Source organism: Hymenobacter fodinae (genome assembly GCF_004745825.1).
Taxonomy (GTDB): domain Bacteria; phylum Bacteroidota; class Bacteroidia; order Cytophagales; family Hymenobacteraceae; genus Hymenobacter; species Hymenobacter fodinae.
Map to the genome: position 1 here is coordinate 177,869 of NZ_SRLA01000002.1, position 17,700 is coordinate 195,568.

General features: G+C 57.0%; 10 protein-coding genes. 1 reads left to right on the plus strand and 9 read right to left on the minus strand.

What is annotated here, in order from left to right; translation table 11 throughout:
- Window positions 1-57 precede the first annotated feature (57 nt).
- The 4 genes from EU556_RS07955 to EU556_RS07970 form a co-directional block, all read right to left on the minus strand.
- The gene (locus EU556_RS07955) at window positions 58-426 is read right to left on the minus strand and encodes a hypothetical protein (RefSeq protein ID WP_135432985.1); all 369 of its coding nucleotides are present in this window, start codon (window positions 424-426) and stop codon (window positions 58-60) included.
- A gap of 124 nt (window positions 427-550) precedes the next feature.
- A complete protein-coding gene (locus EU556_RS07960) occupies window positions 551-4,867 on the minus strand; it encodes a T9SS type A sorting domain-containing protein (RefSeq protein WP_135432987.1) in 4,317 nt (1,438 codons plus the stop codon).
- Window positions 4,868-4,921: 54 nt separating this feature from the next.
- The gene (locus tag EU556_RS07965; protein WP_135432989.1) at window positions 4,922-6,223 is read right to left on the minus strand and encodes a DNA/RNA non-specific endonuclease; all 1,302 of its coding nucleotides are present in this window, start codon (window positions 6,221-6,223) and stop codon (window positions 4,922-4,924) included.
- Between the two features lie 586 nt (window positions 6,224-6,809).
- The gene (locus EU556_RS07970; protein ID WP_210116243.1) at window positions 6,810-7,094 is read right to left on the minus strand and encodes a DUF3817 domain-containing protein; all 285 of its coding nucleotides are present in this window, start codon (window positions 7,092-7,094) and stop codon (window positions 6,810-6,812) included.
- 188 nt (window positions 7,095-7,282) lie between these two features.
- On the opposite strand from EU556_RS07970, the gene EU556_RS07975 reads away from it, so the two are divergent.
- Window positions 7,283-8,773, plus strand: coding sequence for a serine hydrolase (locus tag EU556_RS07975; RefSeq protein ID WP_135432991.1), 1,491 nt, complete (start codon window positions 7,283-7,285; stop codon window positions 8,771-8,773).
- A gap of 397 nt (window positions 8,774-9,170) precedes the next feature.
- Here EU556_RS07975 and EU556_RS07980 read toward each other — a convergent pair whose 3' ends face one another.
- The 5 genes from EU556_RS07980 to EU556_RS08000 form a co-directional block, all read right to left on the minus strand.
- A complete protein-coding gene (locus EU556_RS07980; protein WP_135432993.1) occupies window positions 9,171-9,836 on the minus strand; it encodes a hypothetical protein in 666 nt (221 codons plus the stop codon).
- Between the two features lie 178 nt (window positions 9,837-10,014).
- Window positions 10,015-11,277 (minus strand): NADP-dependent isocitrate dehydrogenase, encoded by a 1,263-nt coding sequence (gene icd, locus EU556_RS07985; RefSeq protein ID WP_135432995.1) that lies wholly within the window; start codon window positions 11,275-11,277, stop codon window positions 10,015-10,017.
- Between the two features lie 96 nt (window positions 11,278-11,373).
- Window positions 11,374-14,343 carry a M16 family metallopeptidase gene (locus tag EU556_RS07990; protein WP_245327527.1) on the minus strand — a complete coding sequence of 990 codons (2,970 nt, stop codon included), beginning with the start codon at window positions 14,341-14,343 and terminating at the stop codon, window positions 11,374-11,376.
- Between the two features lie 234 nt (window positions 14,344-14,577).
- On the minus strand, window positions 14,578-16,731 hold the full coding sequence (gene dnaX / locus EU556_RS07995) for a DNA polymerase III subunit gamma/tau (RefSeq protein WP_135432997.1): 2,154 nt from the start codon (window positions 16,729-16,731) through the stop codon (window positions 14,578-14,580).
- 57 nt (window positions 16,732-16,788) lie between these two features.
- Window positions 16,789-17,550, minus strand: coding sequence for a helix-turn-helix transcriptional regulator (locus EU556_RS08000; protein ID WP_135432999.1), 762 nt, complete (start codon window positions 17,548-17,550; stop codon window positions 16,789-16,791).
- Between the last annotated feature and the right edge of the window lie 150 nt (window positions 17,551-17,700).

A 17,700-nucleotide genomic window follows, 5' to 3' on the forward strand; every position in this document is an offset into this window, starting at 1 on the left:
GAAAGAGCCCCTGACACGGGGCTCTTTTTTATTTACGAGAAGCGGCTAGGCCACTGCTTAGGCAGTAGTAGCCGGCTCTTCAACGTACTGGCGCACATCGCGCGAGAAAGCCAGCAGACACAATGCCAGCAAGTGCAGTGGCCCGATGAGCAGAAACCCTACTTTATCGGGCGAAAGGGTGAAGGCCACCACATCCACGCATAGATATAGAATTGTTAGTCCCAGCAGAATACTCCTGGCTGGGCGCCAGCGGCGCAGCATGCCCATCGTCAAGAGCACTACGCCGGTAACGCCGATGGAGAAGTTGCCGGAATCTTCCACGAACAGCCCCTTAAACCACATTGGGAGGGGGGCGCTAGCCACCAAGCAAATAGCTATAACGAATATGAGCTGGGCGCCCTTGTCTTTCTGCGAGGTGGTAGGCATAGTGAGTGTAGCTAAGTGGTTGATAAGGGGTAAGATTAGTGGATTGTGTGCTATCTAATAAGTGATAATAAAAAAAGCGGCGCCAATTATCTGGCGCCGCTTTCTGCTTGTAGGTTAATGCCGCTTACTTATTCAGCACCAGGCGTAGGGTGTGCACTTGCCCATCGAGGAGGAGGCGGCCGGTATAGAGACCCGCCGGTAAGCCAGCGCCTTCCAGCGTAAACTCATACTCTTGGCCCGCCTGGGCTACTCCGCTGTACAGGGTCTTCACTACCTGGCCTAGCGAGTTATAAAGCTGCAGTTGTGCAGCGCCCGTTGCGGCCGCGCGGAAGTGCACTACCGTCCGCTCCGTGAAGGGGTTGGGGTAAGCATCGAATACCGGCGCCTGGGTAGCCTCGCCTGCCAGCACAGCGCTCTGCTGCGAGGTGCTCTTCAGGCAGTCGCCAAGTTGGTCGCCGTGCTTCAGGTGGTCAGCTACATCGTCAGCACCAATGCACAGCGCATTGCCCTTGTGGCACACTGTTACCTTATTGCCTTTGTTGCCGCAGCGTACGTCAATCACCGTTAGCGTTACGCTCTCTGTGGCGGTGCAGCCCGAGGCGCTGGTTACGGTAACCGTGAACGTGAAGGTACCGGGCGTGGTAGGCGTGAAGACGGGGTTGGCAACCGTGGCATTGCTGAGGCCCGCCGCCGGAGTCCAGCTGTAGGCCACTCCGCCCGTAGCGGTAAGAGTAGCGCTCTTCGGTCCGTAGCCTAAGTACAGGGTGGTGGCTACGCCGCCCGTGTACACGTTGGAAGTAGGCGTGACTGTAATGGCTGGCTTGGGAATTTCGCCCGTTACCGTAACGGTGGCTGTAGCCGAGGCCGTGTTGCCATGGATGTCAGTAACAGTGAGCGTCACGGTGTTGTCCCCGATGTTCTCGCAGCTAAAGGTGGTCCGGTCCAGGCTCAGCGAAGCAATACCGCACGCGTCGGTGCTGCCTTTGTCTACTTGGGCCGCCGTAATGGTGGCCGTGCCGTTGCTCAGCGCCACCGTCAGAGGTTGCGTCAGCACGATGGGAGCTTGCTTGTCTTCTACAATTACCGTGAAGGTCTTCGTATCGGTGCTGCAGGCATTGGTTGCGCTGGCCGTAACCGTGGTAGTACCCACCGGGAAAAGGTAAGGCGAGGTGATGGGCGTAACCACACCATCTTTCACGATGGTGTAAGTAATGGCCGGCGCAGGGGTGCCAGTGGCCGTGGCAGCAAATGCTACGGAGGCCCCGCACTGGTCAGCCGACGTGCTAACCGTAGCAATGGTCGGAACCGTCAGCACCGGATCGAGGCAGGTGAGGCCCGTGCGCACCACCCGGTACGTATTGCCCACCCGAATGCCATCCACCGTCAGCACGGGCGAAGCCGAGCCCTGGCGCAGCGCTACCGAGCCAATGTTGTCGTTCGGAGCGGCAGGCGTGGTGCCGGTTTCTGTAGCACTAGCCGAAGGGGTAGCCGGCTCCTGGTTGGTGGTAGTGGGGTTGATGAAGAGTTGGGCGCTGTTGCCCAGTTCGTCAAACGAGTACTTCAGCACTACCAGATACGTCGTGTTCAGGTCATACTGGGCGGGCGTGTAGTCAGCTGTACCGGAGCCACTGCTTACGCCAAACTGCAGTTTGTTGCTGGCATCTTTCCGCACAAATACCCGGCCGCGGAACGTGCTGCCAATCGTCTGCGGACCCAGGTGGAAGAAGTAGTCGCCGCTGGTGGTAACATTGGACACATTTACCAGGAACGAAGCGTACACAGGCGTGCGGCTGTATACCGGGCTGAAGGTGCGGTTCACATCTTCGCCACTAGCGGTCAGTGCGGCCGCGTTGCCGCTGTTGGCGCTGTAGCCTTGGTAAGAAAGCGGCTTGGCCACTACCGCCACCGATTTAGTACCCGTGCCGCTGTGCGCCGTCCAGTTATTCGCCGTCAGGAGTGTGCCAGTTGAGTACTCGAAGTTTTCTTCCACCAGCAGCGCAATTGCTGCGGCCTCAGTGGTTTGCGTCAGCGTACCAGGCGTAGTCGTCAGGTAGTTTTCGGCAAAGGGCGTGTCGTTGTCGTTGAAGGCAAAAACAGTGAAGTAGTAGGGCGTGTTGGCGCGCAGGTTGGTAACCGTTACGCTAGAGCCGTTGCTGTTGTACACCACGTAATTACCTTTCCCTAGCACGCTGCCTTTTCCAAAAGCTGCATCAGCAGTGTAAGTGGTGGCATCGGTAGGTTCAGCGTCAACGGGGGCCGCCAAGTGGCCTACTACCAAGTATTTGGTCGTGCCGTTGCCGCCGGTCAGGTTTAGCTGGAGCGAGGTAGTAGTGACGGCACTGGCCGTGAGAGCAGCCGGAGTGGTGGGCTCTGGGGCCAATGGCACGGCTACCGTGGTAAACGTTAGCTCGTCGCCGTAGGCTGTGCTGGTACCGTTAGTAGCATAGGCGCGCACGTAGTAGGTAGTGCCGGGCAACAGGCCCGTAATGGTGCTGCTGAACTCACCCGAGCCGGCGCCATCTGCCGTGCGGGTGGTGCCTAGCGTGGGGTTGGTGGTTTTGCTCCATACCACGCCGCGGGCCGTTACTGCGCTGCCGCCATCATCAGCAATAGTGCCGCCGGTGGTAGCGCTGGTGGGCGTAAGGTTCGTTACGGCGGCGGTAACCAGGGTAGCGGGGTACACGGGAGCCACGCCGGTGCCACTCACAGCTACGGCCTGATCGGCCGAGCCAGTGGTGGTTACGGGAATGCTGGCCTGGGCGGCTTGGGCATCCGAGGGAGCAAACCGCACATCAATAGTGGTGTTCGGAACTACGCCATTCACGGGCGAGAGCACAATAGAGCAGCATGCAAAGGGGCTGGTGCCCGTCCGGATTTCAAAGCCCGCTGGAGGTGTAATGGTGACGTTGCCAGTTAGGCTGGTGCCGCTTACAACAAAGCTTTTGGCCGAGCCACCTTCGCCTACCGCCACATTGCCAAAGCTGGGCAAGGAGCTCTGCGAAACCGTAAGTACGGGGGAGGGGGCCGGTGCAGCAACCGTTACCATAATGGGGCTGCTTTGGCCCGCAATATTGCCACAAGCTGTGGAGGTAGTAGCCCGGGCTACCAAGTAGTATGTGCCAGCGCCAGGGAAATCGGCACCTTTCAGTTGATAGGAAGCAGTAGTAGCACCGCTAATAGCGGTAAACGTACCGGTGTCGCTAGTGCCATACAGCCACTCAATGGTAGAGCCCGCTGCTGCAGTAGCGTTGAGCGTGGCGCCGCTACCCGTAGTGGTAATGGTTTGAGGGGAGGAAGGCGAAACCGAAACTGGGCTGCTGGCCGAGGTGAGGTTCACCGTCAGGGCGGAGCTGCTGGTGGAGCCCACCGTCGCGGGAGCATCGTTCAGGACCCGCACCCGGTATTGGGTGCCGCTGGCCGTACCCGCCGGAATAGAGGCCGAGATAGGAGAGGAGGAGCCGCTGCCGATGATGTTGGCAGTAGAGCTGCTCGCAAATACCCCAGTAGCATCAGAAAGCTGCACTTTGTAGGTACCCGTAAAGGTGCCCGTGCTGGTGTAGGCCACCTCAAAAGGCGCGCTGCCCGCCGTAGGGCTCACGCAGAACGAAGCCGCAGATACGCTACCCGTTGTGATAGTAGCCGTGGGAGCTGGCGGCTGATTCCCGGAAAGGGTAGGCGTGATGCTGAGGTTGTCGAGGCCCAGTCCGGCCGCATTGGTATTGCCAGCCCCTACGTAAGACCAGCGTAGATAGGTAGTAGCACCAGCGGGCAAGTTTAGCCCAGTGATAACCCGGTTCTTGGTAACTGAATTAACAGGCGTAACCAAGGCCGTGGTGGCATCCACGTATTTCTCGGTGGCACTAGCATCCTGGGTCCAGGTAACGCCATCAGAACTCGTGAAGAACTGCCACTCAAAGGCCGTAGTGCCGCTACGATACTTCTCAATATCGTAGGCCACTGTTAGATCCGTGATGGTAGCACCCGTGTTGTTCTGCAAAGCCAGCAGCAGGTGGCGGGGCGCAGCAAACGAGCCACTCGACAAAAAGCCCAGGGCCCGGTCAGTTGCACTGGCCGCAACGCCATCGGCAAAGTTGTAGACGCCACCAGCCGAGGAGCTGTTCATGGCATTGGTGCCAGAAGTGCCACCTATGCGGGTAGTAGCTGTTGTGTTAGCGGGGTTAGCGTACGTAACGCTAGGGCTAGCGGTAGTGCTAACGGCCAACACAAATCCTTTTGGCACTTGGGCACCTAAAACGGTGCCCAGGCCATTGAAGTTTTCTGTAACGGGGGTGGCGCTGGTTAGTGACAGCGGAGTAGGACCCTGAGCTTGCGCAGAAAGCGAGGAAGCTACAAGCCCCGTAGTGGCTAGGCCAGTTAGGAGCCCGGTAATCAGCTTTCTAGTTCGCCCGAAGAGGGAAGACTGATTAGAAGTATTGTTCATATGATGACAGCAATGCCGCAAAAACCGATGGAGAAGTAAGACTGAGAGCGAAGCCTAGTTCGTGGGGCCCGCATCAACTTTCGATTCAATAGCCGCCTGTACTTCCACGGGCAGAGCCGAGAGCAGGTCGTAACCGGTAGCAGCCTCAATAGCGTCTACGCTGGTGCGGTAGGTGCCCCAATCGGTATTGCGGATGCCGTTGGTGTTCGGCATGTCGATGGCAATGACGCGGGTGGTAGCCGAAATGCGCGACACATCATTGTCGCCCACGGGCAGAATAACCATCACCTTCCAAGTGCGGTTAGGTACCGTAACACGGCCTTCGTCAATTGTCTGAGCAAAGCCATTGCTACCCGTGCCGCCTACGCCGTAGCTGCCACACACAATGTATACCTCATTAGAGGGCAGGAATGTGCGGGCGTAATTCTCCAGATTAGCCCAGGGACCCTGGTTGTTATCCGGGGCCTGAGGCATCATGTTCGTCATCAGGAACGTCGCCGAGTTGTTCTCTATGCTCGAAGTGCGGTCGGCGGAAGGGCAGTTATGGCCCCGGTCGAAGCCCGAGCCGCTGTAGCTTCTATCCGTCACCTGGTACCACCCGGCCGGCAGAGAGGCGTCGTTGCGGAAGTCGTCCTGCCGGTCGATGCCGCCGCGGTCTGCGGCGTCTAAGTGCCAGCTCACCCAGTTGGGCTTGCCCTGGTCGCGGTTGTAGCCCACTACATACTGGGGCTTCACGAGCAGATAGTTATTGGGGAAGTTGATGTCGGTAATGGCGCCGCTGGGGTTACCCAGGGCTAGGTTGACATTGTCGGTGGTGGGCGGTACAATACCGTAATCCGCCACCTTGAAATCGTCGATGTCCAGGCGAGCCACGCCGCCGGAAGTCTTGCGGATTTCGAACTTGACCTTGCCGGAAATATTCACGGTAAAGGCGGCCGTTTGGAGGGTGGTGCTAGTGGTAAAAACCGTGCTGCCCACTTTTGTCCACTTATTGCAGTTGCAGGCCTCAGGCTGAGCCCAGAGCTCCCAGCTGCTACTGGCATCGGAGCCGTAAATGGCATGCTGCACGGTAACGGTTGAGGCTCCGTTGAGTGCAAAAAAATCCATGGTCAGGCGGCCATTTTTCTGTAGACGTACGGCCTGGGCTCCATTCTTACGGTCTGCCTCAGAGCTGCCCAACACCGCGTCGTTCAGCGTCCAGGTGCCAGTAGATAAGGCCACTGTGCCCGTCGGATAATCTGGCTTGCTGCCAGTGTCAAAGGTTTCTTGAACATCGGCCGCGGCCAGCAGCGGATGAAGCGCCAGACATGGCAGGAGCAACCAACAGTGCAGAGCACGTCGTAGAGATTTTGGCATACACCAGCAAGAAAAAAACGTGAGAACTAGTTCCGGGCTGATTATCAGGGCTTACGGAAATGCAAAATTAGCCTGATTATAGGACTTGACTATTGCCAAATTGTTAATAATTATGGCTAATGGATAAATATTAGTAAAATAGTACAATGATATATGTTGGTATAACATAATTGGAAATGTTCAAATGACTAATAGTGTGATAATTAATATAAAGCTGCCTGTTAGCTACAGGACAATAGCCCATTTGCACCTGCTTTTAGCAAATTCCTCATCCGTAAACGTCATTGCAGATTACTGCCAGCCCCCTACTTACCTATACCAACGCAGCCAGCAAAGCTCACTAAGTAATGCCCTAGAGATGCTGCAACTTATATGCTATACCCTGCCTTTTGTGCAATAGCGGAGCTGTAGGCACATCTAACTCGCAGTAGGGTAGCAGGTGGCCTAGATAGTTGAAAAGTCCAACTCGTTGGATGAGAATAAAACAAGCCCACACCACCCTAGATAGTAGACAGTATGTGGCCTACTACCAAGATGTAGCCAGGGCATGACTTTACTTACTGCGCTAGGCCACTTCGGCTCCGTGTTACTCCCGAAACAGTTTCTTATCGGCCCAGAAAGTGCCAAACGGCACCACCGAAACTATCAGCGCTAGCAGCACCTTCCGCCACGACCAGCTATAGGTAAGGCTAGCCTGCAGCACCAAGAGCACATACAGTACGAATAGCACCCCGTGGGCCATGCCCACAATGCGCACGGCTGCTGGCTCCTCAAACATGTATTTCAGCGGCATCGCAATACCCAACAGCACCAGAAAGGATATACCTTCCAAGATTCCAACAGCCCGTAAGCGCCCCAATAAAGTCTGCACGCAAGAAATGGTAGTATGAGCCCGCAAGATACTCTATAGCGTGGCTAACTGGCCTAGCGAGCGGGTAGGAAAGAAGCATAGTATTCAGGCAACCCTATACTAGGTGGGCGCATCTGTCTGACTAAAGGCCCGTGCCGCTTGCAGGCGCTAGGCCACTAAATTCCTTCTCTCCCAACTTTCTCATCGTCATGAAATCCCAACTCACCTGGCTGAGTCGTGCCGCAGGAGTGCTGCTTCTGCTGCTGAGCGGCTTCGGCCACGCCAACGCCCAAGCTCCCGCCGATAGCCTCGACTTATTCCTGACCGCCAAAATGCGCCAACTCCGGATTCCGGGCTTGCAGCTGGCGGTTATTCGGCATGGCAACATCATCAAAACGGCGCACTACGGGCTGGCCAACGTGCAGGACTCGGTACCGGTAACCAACCAGACGCGGTTTACCATCAACTCTATCACCAAGGCGTTTGTGGGCGTGGCGGTGATGCAGTTGGTAGAAGCCGGCAAGCTGGATCTGACAGCACCCGTGTCGCGTTACATGAGTGGCCTACCCGCAGCTTGGCAACCTGTTACCGTCCGGCAACTGCTCACCCACACCTCCGGCCTGCCCGACATTATGCCCGACGACGAGATGGTGACCGAGGAAAATGAAAGCGCGGCGTGGGCTAAGGTGCAAACTCAGCCCATGGATTTCGTGCCCGGCGAGAAGTTCGCCTACAATCAAACCAATTACCTGCTGCTGGGCAAAATTATTGATACGCTCAGCGGTCAGCCGTTCATTGAGTTTATTCAACAGCGCCAGCTGAAAGTAGTAGGCATGACCCGCACGACTTTCGGCGATGCCCACGACGTGCTACCCCACGGCGCCCGTGGCTACACCTACTACCACAACATCAACGGCCGGATGCAGCGCGGCAACCAGCTGCGCAACACCTTCGAGACGTTCCCGCCCATGCTGCGCACGGCCGCCGGCATGAGCTCCACCGCTGAGGAAGTGGCTCGCTGGATCATTGCCCTGCAGCAGGGCCAGTTGCTGAAACCCGCCAGCCTCCCCGTTCTCTGGACACCCGGCAACCTCAACAACGGTACCCAGCGAGGTTTCAGCCAGATGCTGAACGGCTACGCCCTGGGCTGGCCTACCGTAACGCGCCCTGAGCACCGCGCGGTAGCGCCGGTAGGAGGGGGGCGCTCTGCTCTGTTCATCTACCCCGAGAACGACTTGGCCATCGTGGTCTTGACCAACCTCATTGGGGCTAACCCCGACCTGTTCATCGATGAAATAGCCGGCCACTACCTCCCCGATATGCGCGCCGTGGCCGGGTTTGGACTGCCACCCACCATCCGGGCCCTGCACACCGAGCTCCGCAAGCGGGGCTTTGCGCAAGCTTCGGCGCTGGTGAAACAGGAGAAAAAGAAAAATGCCGCCTATCAGTTGCCCGAGAATGAGGTAAACGCTTGGGGCTACGCCCTGCTCCGGCAGAATATGGCGCGGGAGGCCGTGGAAGTGTTTAAGCTCAACGTTAGCCTCTACCCCCAAAGCGCCAACACCTACGACAGCCTCGCCGAAACCTACGCCGACTTGGGCAACCAGGACCTTGCCACTCAAAACTACAAGCGGGCCTTGGCGCTCAACCCGAAAAACACCGCTGCTGCCGCCTATCTGAAAAAGACACAGGCGAAATAGCCTGCCGAAGAAGCCAGCAGATGCCAATGCTAAATCTTCGAAAACCTATCTGGCCTAGGCCTCTCAAATGCTTCGGCGCCGAGAAACCTAGGCCAGAATTGGTATACTGAAAGCCCCTAATTGACGGCCACGTACGAAGCTAAGGCCAGTTCCCCTCCTCAGATGAGGAGGGGAACTGGTTTTTAATACTTAGCGCCTACCCTTACAATTGGCTTAAACCTCACAGAGCGCCCTAAGCAGGGCGCTCTGTTTGTCGATGGACTTCCCCAATACCCCATCCGTACGGTTGTCAGCCTAACAACGAGTCGTTTGAAAAGACAAAGCTCCGGCTGCAAGAACAACCGGAACTTTAGGGAGCGGGGCAATCTAGCACACCCCAATAGTTGGTAAAGCTGAACTAAACGAATGGAAGTGCTTCTATTCGTTCAGGTGGTAGATGTATCTGAGTTTCTATAGCCCGTAGTGTTTGCCGAACCAAGGTGAGTGGATGGTTAGGAAATTGGATGTCATATTCAGGCCTCTCAGCCAAGTTCATAAGTTTCCCTGCGGTGAAGGTTGGTTCATATGGATCAGCGGCCCAGCCAATAAAGCCATCATCACCGATCTTTAGTTGGTCTGTGCCCAGCAGCATGTTGGCTACCACAGCTTCGCGCATGCCGGTAACACCACTCTCGCGGGCTTGTACTTTGATTACATAACTGCAACTCTTGAAAGGAATTGTAAGTGAACCAGCGTACAGCACACCATTAGAATTTGTTGGTAGCTTGAATAGCGTTCGAATTAGTGGTGCACCCTCTATTGCACTACGTGTCACTTCCAATATGCCGCCCTCTTGTTGGATTAGGCTCTGACGGTACTTTTGGCGCAACTTTACCTCGTCGGCAGCAGGCGGTAAATCAGGGGGTATGTCGAAAAAATGCAGTGACAATAAAGCTGGTATAGACGGATGCTGCCATTCGCGCAACTCTGCACTAGCTTGGCGCTCTGACCAGCCAAACGTTTCGAATACCAGGGAGTGAATAGTAGGCTTTTTTCGGCCGAACAGCTTTTGAATGAAAAGCATCAAGCAATGATGGTAATGAGCTAAAGTAATATTTGCCGATAGAAATCATGACAGATGATTTTTGCTGCTGCGCATGACGCTACATTAACCACGGCACCAATCACTTCAAAACAAAACCCCGCGCCGGCCTTACAGCCAACGCGGGGTTTCTTGTGTTTAATTGGCTACTGCCAAGCCACTACATCCGGTTGATAATCTCGTCGGCGAACTCACTGCACTTCAGCAAGGTGGCGCCTTCCATCAGACGCTCGAAGTCGTAGGTAACGCGCTTGGAGGCAATGGCAGCTTCGAGGCCTTTGTAGATCAGGTCAGCGGCTTCCTGCCAGCCCAAGTGCTCGAACATCATGGCGCCTGAGAGGATAACTGAGCCGGGGTTAACCTTGTCCTGATTGGCGTACTTGGGGGCGGTGCCGTGGGTAGCTTCGAAGATGGCGTGACCAGTCAGGTAGTTGATGTTGGCACCAGGCGCGATGCCAATACCACCCACAATGGCGGCCAGGGCGTCGGAGATATAGTCGCCGTTCAGGTTCAGGGTAGCCACTACCGAGTACTCGGCGGGGCGGAGCAGAATCTGCTGCAGGAAGGCATCGGCAATGCTGTCCTTGATGAGGATTTTGCCACCATCCAGCGCGGCTTTCTGCTGGGCGTCGGCTACTTCCTGGCCCTGCTTGGCCAGCACTTTATCATATTGAGCCCAGGTGTATACTTTGTCGCCGAACTCACGCTCAGCTAGCTCGTAACCCCAGGTTTTGAAGGCACCCTCGGTGAACTTCATGATGTTGCCCTTGTGCACCAGCGTCACCGAAGGCTTGTTGTGCGAAATGGCGTACTCAATGGCTGCGCGCACCAGCCGCTCCGTGCCTTCCTTTGACACAGGCTTAATGCCGAACGAAGATGTCTCAGGGAAGCGGATTTTCTTTACACCCATCTCGTCCTGCAGGAATTCCAGCATTTTCTGGGCCTGAGGCGTGCCGTTCATGTACTCAATGCCGGCGTAGATATCCTCGGTGTTCTCGCGGAAGATAACCATGTCGGTCAGCTCGGGGTGCTTCACGGGCGAAGGCACGCCCTCAAACCACCGCACGGGGCGCACGCAGGCGTATAGGTCTAATTCCTGGCGCAGGGCCACGTTCAGGCTCCGGATGCCACCGCCCACGGGAGTAGTCAGGGGGCCTTTGATGCCCACCAGGTAGTCGCGGAAAGCATCCAGGGTTTCGTTGGGCAGCCAGTTGCCCGTCTGCTTGAAAGATTTTTCACCAGCCAATACCTCTTTCCACACTAGCTTCCGCGACCCGCCGTAGGCTTTCGCTACTGCCGCGTCAAATACTCGCACGGAAGCCGCCCAAATGTCCGGACCCGTACCGTCGCCCTCAATGAAGGGAATAACGGGTTGGTCTGGAACGTTCAGCTTGCCGTTTTTGATCGTGATTTTCTCTGCCATTGGAAAAAGATGTCAGGTGTTACGTGACAGTTATTTTAGGAGTTGTGGGTTTGGTGGTATCGCGCGGTTAGCCAGAAGGCCACCGGCGAATAGGTCTTAATAGCCGAAAATTTCTTTCAGCGTGAGTTGCTGGACCTGACCATACTTGGCCAGTTCCTTGAAATTGAGGCGGTCTTTGGAGCCAATAACCAGAATGGTCTGGTTCTGACCCTTCACCTTAGCCTGCTGAAACTTCTGCAGGTCTGAGAAGCTCATGTTCTGCGTCTTCTCGTACACGTCGCGGCGCACATCGTAGTCGAGGCCTAGGCGCTTGGCGCGCTCGTAGTTGAACAGCACGTCCGACTTGGTGATGCGCTCCGTAGCAATGCTGTTGCGGATGGCGTTCTTGGCAATCTGCAGGTTGGCTTCGGCCACGGGCATGTCGTTCAGCAGGGCTTCCATGCCGGCCATGGCCTCAGGCAGCTTGTCGCTCTGGGTGCCGATGTAGCTAAGGTTGTAGCTGCTGCGGCCCAGCTTGTCGGCATTAGCGTAGCGCGAAGAAGCCGAGTAGGCCAGCGCCTTCGACTCGCGCAGCTCCTGGAACACAATGCTGCCCATGCTACCCCCGAAATACTCGTTGTAAAGGCTCACCGTCGGCACAATATTGCGGTCATACACGTCGCCCTTCGTCAGGAACAGGATTTCGGCCTGCACCATGTTGTAGTCTACCCAATAGACTTTGCGCGCATTCATGGGTTGCTCGGCGAAGTCTTTATTGGCCGGAACGGGCTTGAGCGTGGCAGGTACTTTGTGGTCGGCGTTCAGGGTAGTTACTAGGCCAGTAGCCGGGCGCGGACCGTAGTACAGCACGCGGTGCTGGTAGGTCGGAATCTGCTTGATGAGTGAAGTAAGTTGCTCCGGCTTCAGGGCTTTCAGCTCTTTCTCGCTCAAGCGGCTGGTGAAGGGGTTCTTCGCGCCATACTTCGCGTAGTTCAGCATGGCCTGATTCAGAATCACGCCTTTGTTGAGCTTAGCATCCTGACGCGACTTCAGCTCACCGGCCACCATGTTCTGCAGAGCCGCAGCATCGGGCTTAGGAGCGTTCAGCAGGCTTTCGAATAGCTGCAGCGCCGGCTCGAAGTTGCTGTCTAGGCCACTCAAGCTCACAAAAATACGGTCCTGGCCGCTGCTCACGGCAAAGGAGCAACCCAATTTGTAGAACTCCTGCTGGAGCTGCTCGGCGTTGTACTTGCCGGTACCCAGGTACTGCAGGTAATCGGCGGCCAAGCCCAGGCGCGGGTCGTTGTTCGTGCCCATATCGAGCACGTAATACAGGTTGAACAGGTTGTTCTCGGCGTTGCGGGTGTAGAACACTGGCACGTCCGAGGTCAGCTTTGTTTCCTGAATATCCTTCTTGTAGTCGAGGAACACCGGCTGCAACTCCGGCGAGGTCATGCTGGTGACCTGCTTGTAGAAGTCGGAGGCTACCTCGCGGTTCACGGGCACCGGGGTAATGGCCGGCTTCACCACTTTCACCTTGTTGGGGTCTTGGCCGGTGCGCTTGTACACGGCCACGTAGCCGGGGCCATAGTACTGGTTGGCCACGCGCACTACTTCCTCCTTTGTGATGGTAGAGAAGTCGTCGAACTGCTTCAGATAGTCTTTCCAATCCTCACGAGCAACAAAAGCCTCCACGAAGGCGCCGGCGCGGGCCTCATTGCTCTCGTAGCTTTTGGTACGCTGCAGTTGCTCGTTGTTGATAATGGCCGGAATCAACCACTCCGGAAAGTCACCCTTTTTCACCTTCTCTAACTGGCCTAGCAGCAGGTCACGCACCTGCTCCAGCTTCTGGCCCTGCCGCGGCGTCGCGTACAGAATGTGGGAAGAGTAGTCGTTGTTGATATCTGTGAACGAGGCGGCGCTCAGTACCACCTGCTTCTGGTTCAGGTTCAGGTCGATGAGGCCAGCCTGGCCGTTGGTCAGGATCTTGTCCAGCATCCGCAGCACCAGCGCATCGCGCGTTGCCGTGCCAGGGAAGCGGTACCCAATCATTACGTTTTCTGCATCGGGGCCAATTACTTCCTTCACGATCGGAGCCGTAATGGGAGCCTCCTTGGCAGGCGTAAAGGCCGGTACCGGCTTGCTGGGGAGCTTGCCAAAATACTGGTCGATGATGCGGATGGTATGGTCGTAATCCAGGTCGCCGGAGAGGCACAGGGCTACGTTGTTGGGCACGTAGTACTGCCCGAAATACTTCTTGATTTCCGTGATGGACGGATTCTGCAAGTGCTCAATCGTCCCGATGGTCGTCTGCGTACCGTACTCGTGCTTCTGAAAGAGGTTGCGGTTCAGCATCTCCAGCTCCTTGCGGAAGTCACTGTCGAGGCCGCGGTTTTTCTCCTCGTACACTGCTTCTAGCTCCGTATGGAACAGGCGTGGCACCATCTCGCCCAGCCGCTCGCTCTGAATGGCGGCCCACTTCTCAATCTGGTTGCTCGGAATGTCCTCTTGGTAGACCGTCTGCTCCACCGAGGTGTACGCATTAGAGCCCTTAGCCCCGATGGCGCCCATCACCTTGTCGTACTCATTCGCTACTGCGTACTTGGCCGCCACGCTCGATACCGAGTCGATCTGGTGGTAAAGCTTTTTGCGGCGCGCAGGGTCAGTTTGGGCACGGTACTGTTCGTAGAGCGCTTCAATCTTATCCAGCTCAACTTTCTCGGCGGCCCAGTTCTGGGTACCTAGCCGGGAAGTGCCCTTGAACACCATGTGCTCTAGGTAGTGCGCTAGGCCAGTGGCGTTGTGCGGATCGTTCTTGGAGCCAGCACGCACGGCCATGTAGGTCTGAATGCGGGGAGCGTCGTCGTAGTCGGAAAGGTAAACGGTCAGGCCGTTATCCAGGGTGTAGATGCGCGCTTTAAGCGGGTCGCCTTCTACGGTTTGGTACTTGTATTCCTTCTGCGCAGGAGTGGCGCTAGCGGCGGCCGGAGCAGTAGTGGCAGTAGTAGCGGCAGGCTTGCTGGTCTGGCATTGAGTGAGACTGAGCGCCGCGAAAGCGGGGAGGAAAAGCAGGAGGGGTTTTTTCACAATATACGCGGACGCAACAAGCAGGGCCTAGGAATAAAGGAATCAAAGATAGGCGGCCCATCCTGGAATAAAAAGCCTGGCCAAGGCGCCACGCCCCTGAAGTGCGAAATTTTGCGTATGAGAAACAGGCGTAATTAGGGGGTGTAGTGGCTCTAATAAACAAGCCCACCACTAGGTCAAGAGGTGGGCTCGTGAAGAAGGAAATTCTGTTGCAGGTAAGCGCGGCTAAGTGGCCTAGAAATCGGCGTCGAGGCCTAGGCGCTGCTTCATTTCCGAGAGCATGGGGTATTTCTCCATTAGGTACTCCAGCTTGTCGGAGGAGGTGTACAGCTTCCGGCCAGTATCCACACGCTCGTTTACTTCTACCTGCACGTTGAGGCGAGGGTAACCGGTGCGGCGGCGCAGTTCCCCCAAGAAACCAGCCCTGAACTCGTTGAACTGGTCTTCCTGCACGGGGTTATCCACGCGGAGCAGAATTACATGCTGCTCGTTGGCCTGCACGGGGCGATTGAGCACGCTGTACTCGCTCATGCTGCTTTGCTTACGCTCTTCCAGCAACTCGGCCCACACGCGCTGTAATACGGCATCGTTCACGGGCGCTAGGCCAGTAGTGGGGCCGCTCGGCTCCGTCTCAACCGCGGCGGCCTTACCAGCGGCCTGCTGCTCCAATTGTGCCTTCAGGGCGTTGAGGCTGCCCAAGCCCGGAATTTTGCTGCCTAGGCCTAGTGGTTTACCCGTGGGCATGCCGGGGCGGGGTGGCGGCAGAGGAGCGGCTGTTACCGGAACTTGCCCGGGCTCGTGGCCCGCTACGCTGGGCTTACCAATTTCCACGTGCGGCACGGTGTCGCGTGGCATTGGGGTAGGAGGTACCACGGTGGCTTCCTCGTTCTCTATGCTGGGGGTGCTGTGCAACTCCTCCACGCCACTTTCCACGGGCACAATAGGCTCGGGGTCGGCGGGGGCGTGAGCTAGTTGATTGTTAGTTGCTGGTTGCTGATTGCTGGTAGGCGGAGCTGGCGCGGGTGCGCTGGGGCGGGCGTAAGCAGCGGGAGCTTCAGCAGTGCCATCGGCTATCAGCTGGCTATCTGTAGGCGTTGAAGTGGCGGCCGCTGGGGCTACGCTACTTTTTTTTTTAGCCTCGCCGTTGCTGGCTGAGGCGGGGCCGGCACCCATGTCGCGGGCAAACTGCACGGCGCCGTTTAGGTAGGCCAGCTTCATCAGCATCAGCTCCACGTGCAGGCGTTGGTTTTTGGCCTGCTTGAACTCCCGGTCACATTGGCTTACCAAGTTTAGGGCCGACAGCAGGAAGGCTAGCGGCGCAGCCTGGGCCTGCTGCACGTAGCGCGCCCGAATGTTGTCGGATACCTCCAGCAGCTGTACTGTCACGGGGTCTTTGCACACCAGTAGGCCCCGCAGGTGCTCGGCGGCGCCCACCACAAAGTTGTGCAGATCAAAGCCGTTTTGCACCACTTCCTCCAGCAGTAGCAGCGTCTGCGACAGGTTCTCCGTCAGCAGGGCATCAACCAGCCGGAAGTAATACTCATAATCCAGAATGTGCAGGTTTTGCACCACGTCTTTATAGCGCAGATCGTGGCCTGAGAAGGTCACCATCTGGTCGAACATGCTCAGCGCGTCGCGTAGGCCACCATCTGCCTTCTGGGCCAGCAGGTGTAGGGCGTCGTCCTCGGCCTTGATGTGCTCCTGAGTGGCCACATAGCGCAGGTGCCCCCGGATGTCCTCCACCCGAATCCGGTTGAAGTCGAAGATCTGGCAGCGCGAAAGAATGGTCGGGATGATCTTATGCCGCTCGGTGGTAGCCAGAATAAAAATGGCGTAGCTTGGCGGCTCTTCCAGGGTTTTTAGGAAGGCGTTGAAGGCCGCATTCGAGAGCATATGCACCTCGTCGATGATGTACACCTTGAAGCGGCCCTGCTGCGGGGCGTAGCGCACCTGTTCCACCAAGCTCCGGATGTCTTCCACGGAGTTGTTAGAAGCTGCATCCAGCTCGTGCACGTTGAAGGAGGCATTTTCCTGGAAGGCTCGGCAGGAGCTGCACTTGCCGCAGGCTTCCAGCTCGAAGGGCGTGTTGTCGGGGTCGGCAGCCTGCTGCAGCACCTCGGGCACAATTTCAGGCTGAGCTTGCAACAGCTCTGAAACCGGCCGGCCTTTGCGCACGTGCTCCTCTACAAACTCGCAGTTAATGGTCTTAGCTAGAATACGCGCGCAGGTGGTTTTGCCCACTCCGCGCGGACCACAAAACAAGAACGCTTGCGCCAGATGCTGGCTAGCAATAGCGTTCTGCAACGTGGTGGTAACGTGCTGCTGCCCAACTACGCTGCGAAACGTAGCGGGACGGTATTTCCGGGCCGAAACAACGAAATTCTCCATAAGTCCTGGCTACAAAGATACCCCTAAAAGCCGGGGTTTGGAAGCCAGGCCGGTGCCTTATTGCCCCGCCACCCCCAATACCCGGCATAGTGCCGCGGTACGGTTGTCTACCTCCAGCTTTGCATAAATTTTCTGCAGATGGTTCTGCACGGTGCGGGGGCTGATACCACAGGCGCGGCTAATTTCCTTATCCGCCAGCCCGTGCATGAGGTGGCCTAGAATCACGGTTTCGCGTGGGGTAAGCCTCTGGGTAGCGGCCGGGGCTGCGGCGGGTTGAGGGTGGCGCAGCTCTTGCAACGTGTGGTGCAGGCGCACGGCGGCCTGGAAGTGAGGCACCAGCAATTGCAACAGCGTCTGGTCGGCTGGGGTAAAGTCGTGGTGGGAGCGGTTAACGGCGCAAGTAATCCAGCCGTAGTGCACCACCGGCAAGCCGACTATCAGCTGGTGAGTAATGGCCAGTGGCCGGTAGAACTCATAATGCAGTGCTGTGCCCTGAAAGCGTTGGAGCGGCCCCGCATCGGAGGTGCGCAGGGGCTGGTTGTAGTGTTGCCCAATGATGGCCGGAAACAACGGATGCTCTGGCAAATGCGCGGCCAGCATCGGAAAAGCTAGTGCGGAGAACATGGCTTCCGGAAAAGCACCTAGGTGGCCTACGCGTCCGCTGGGGTCATGCCCGTCAAAGCACGCCGTTTCGCCCCCAATGGCCAAGGCCGCCGCCTCCGAAAGTCGGTCGAACAAGCTAGCGGACTCTGGCTCGGCATAGACGAGGGCAATAGCCCGGTTCAGACGCAGAAAATCGGCGGTGCGAAGACGAAACATGGCAGCGCAGGAAAGGCTAACAGTGACGGTTTATAAAGAATAGGGCATAGGTAATATTACTCATTTTCTGAATGATAGCAGCGTGTAGTTTTGAAAGAAGTAGCTGGCACGCAAGAGAATACCCTTACCTCGTTGCCGCCGCTGGTGCCC

Coding starts and splice junctions, on each gene's coding strand:
- EU556_RS07965 (WP_135432989.1), bottom strand. CDS start 6,223: ATGCCAAAATCTCTACGACGTGCTCTGCACTGTTGGTTGCTCCTGCCA.
- EU556_RS07975 (WP_135432991.1), top strand. CDS start 7,283: ATGAAATCCCAACTCACCTGGCTGAGTCGTGCCGCAGGAGTGCTGCTT.
- EU556_RS07980 (WP_135432993.1), bottom strand. CDS start 9,836: ATGCTTTTCATTCAAAAGCTGTTCGGCCGAAAAAAGCCTACTATTCAC.
- EU556_RS08000 (WP_135432999.1), bottom strand. CDS start 17,550: ATGTTTCGTCTTCGCACCGCCGATTTTCTGCGTCTGAACCGGGCTATT.
- EU556_RS07960 (WP_135432987.1), bottom strand. CDS start 4,867: ATGAACAATACTTCTAATCAGTCTTCCCTCTTCGGGCGAACTAGAAAG.
- EU556_RS07955 (WP_135432985.1), bottom strand. CDS start 426: ATGCCTACCACCTCGCAGAAAGACAAGGGCGCCCAGCTCATATTCGTT.
- icd (WP_135432995.1), bottom strand. CDS start 11,277: ATGGCAGAGAAAATCACGATCAAAAACGGCAAGCTGAACGTTCCAGAC.
- dnaX (WP_135432997.1), bottom strand. CDS start 16,731: ATGGAGAATTTCGTTGTTTCGGCCCGGAAATACCGTCCCGCTACGTTT.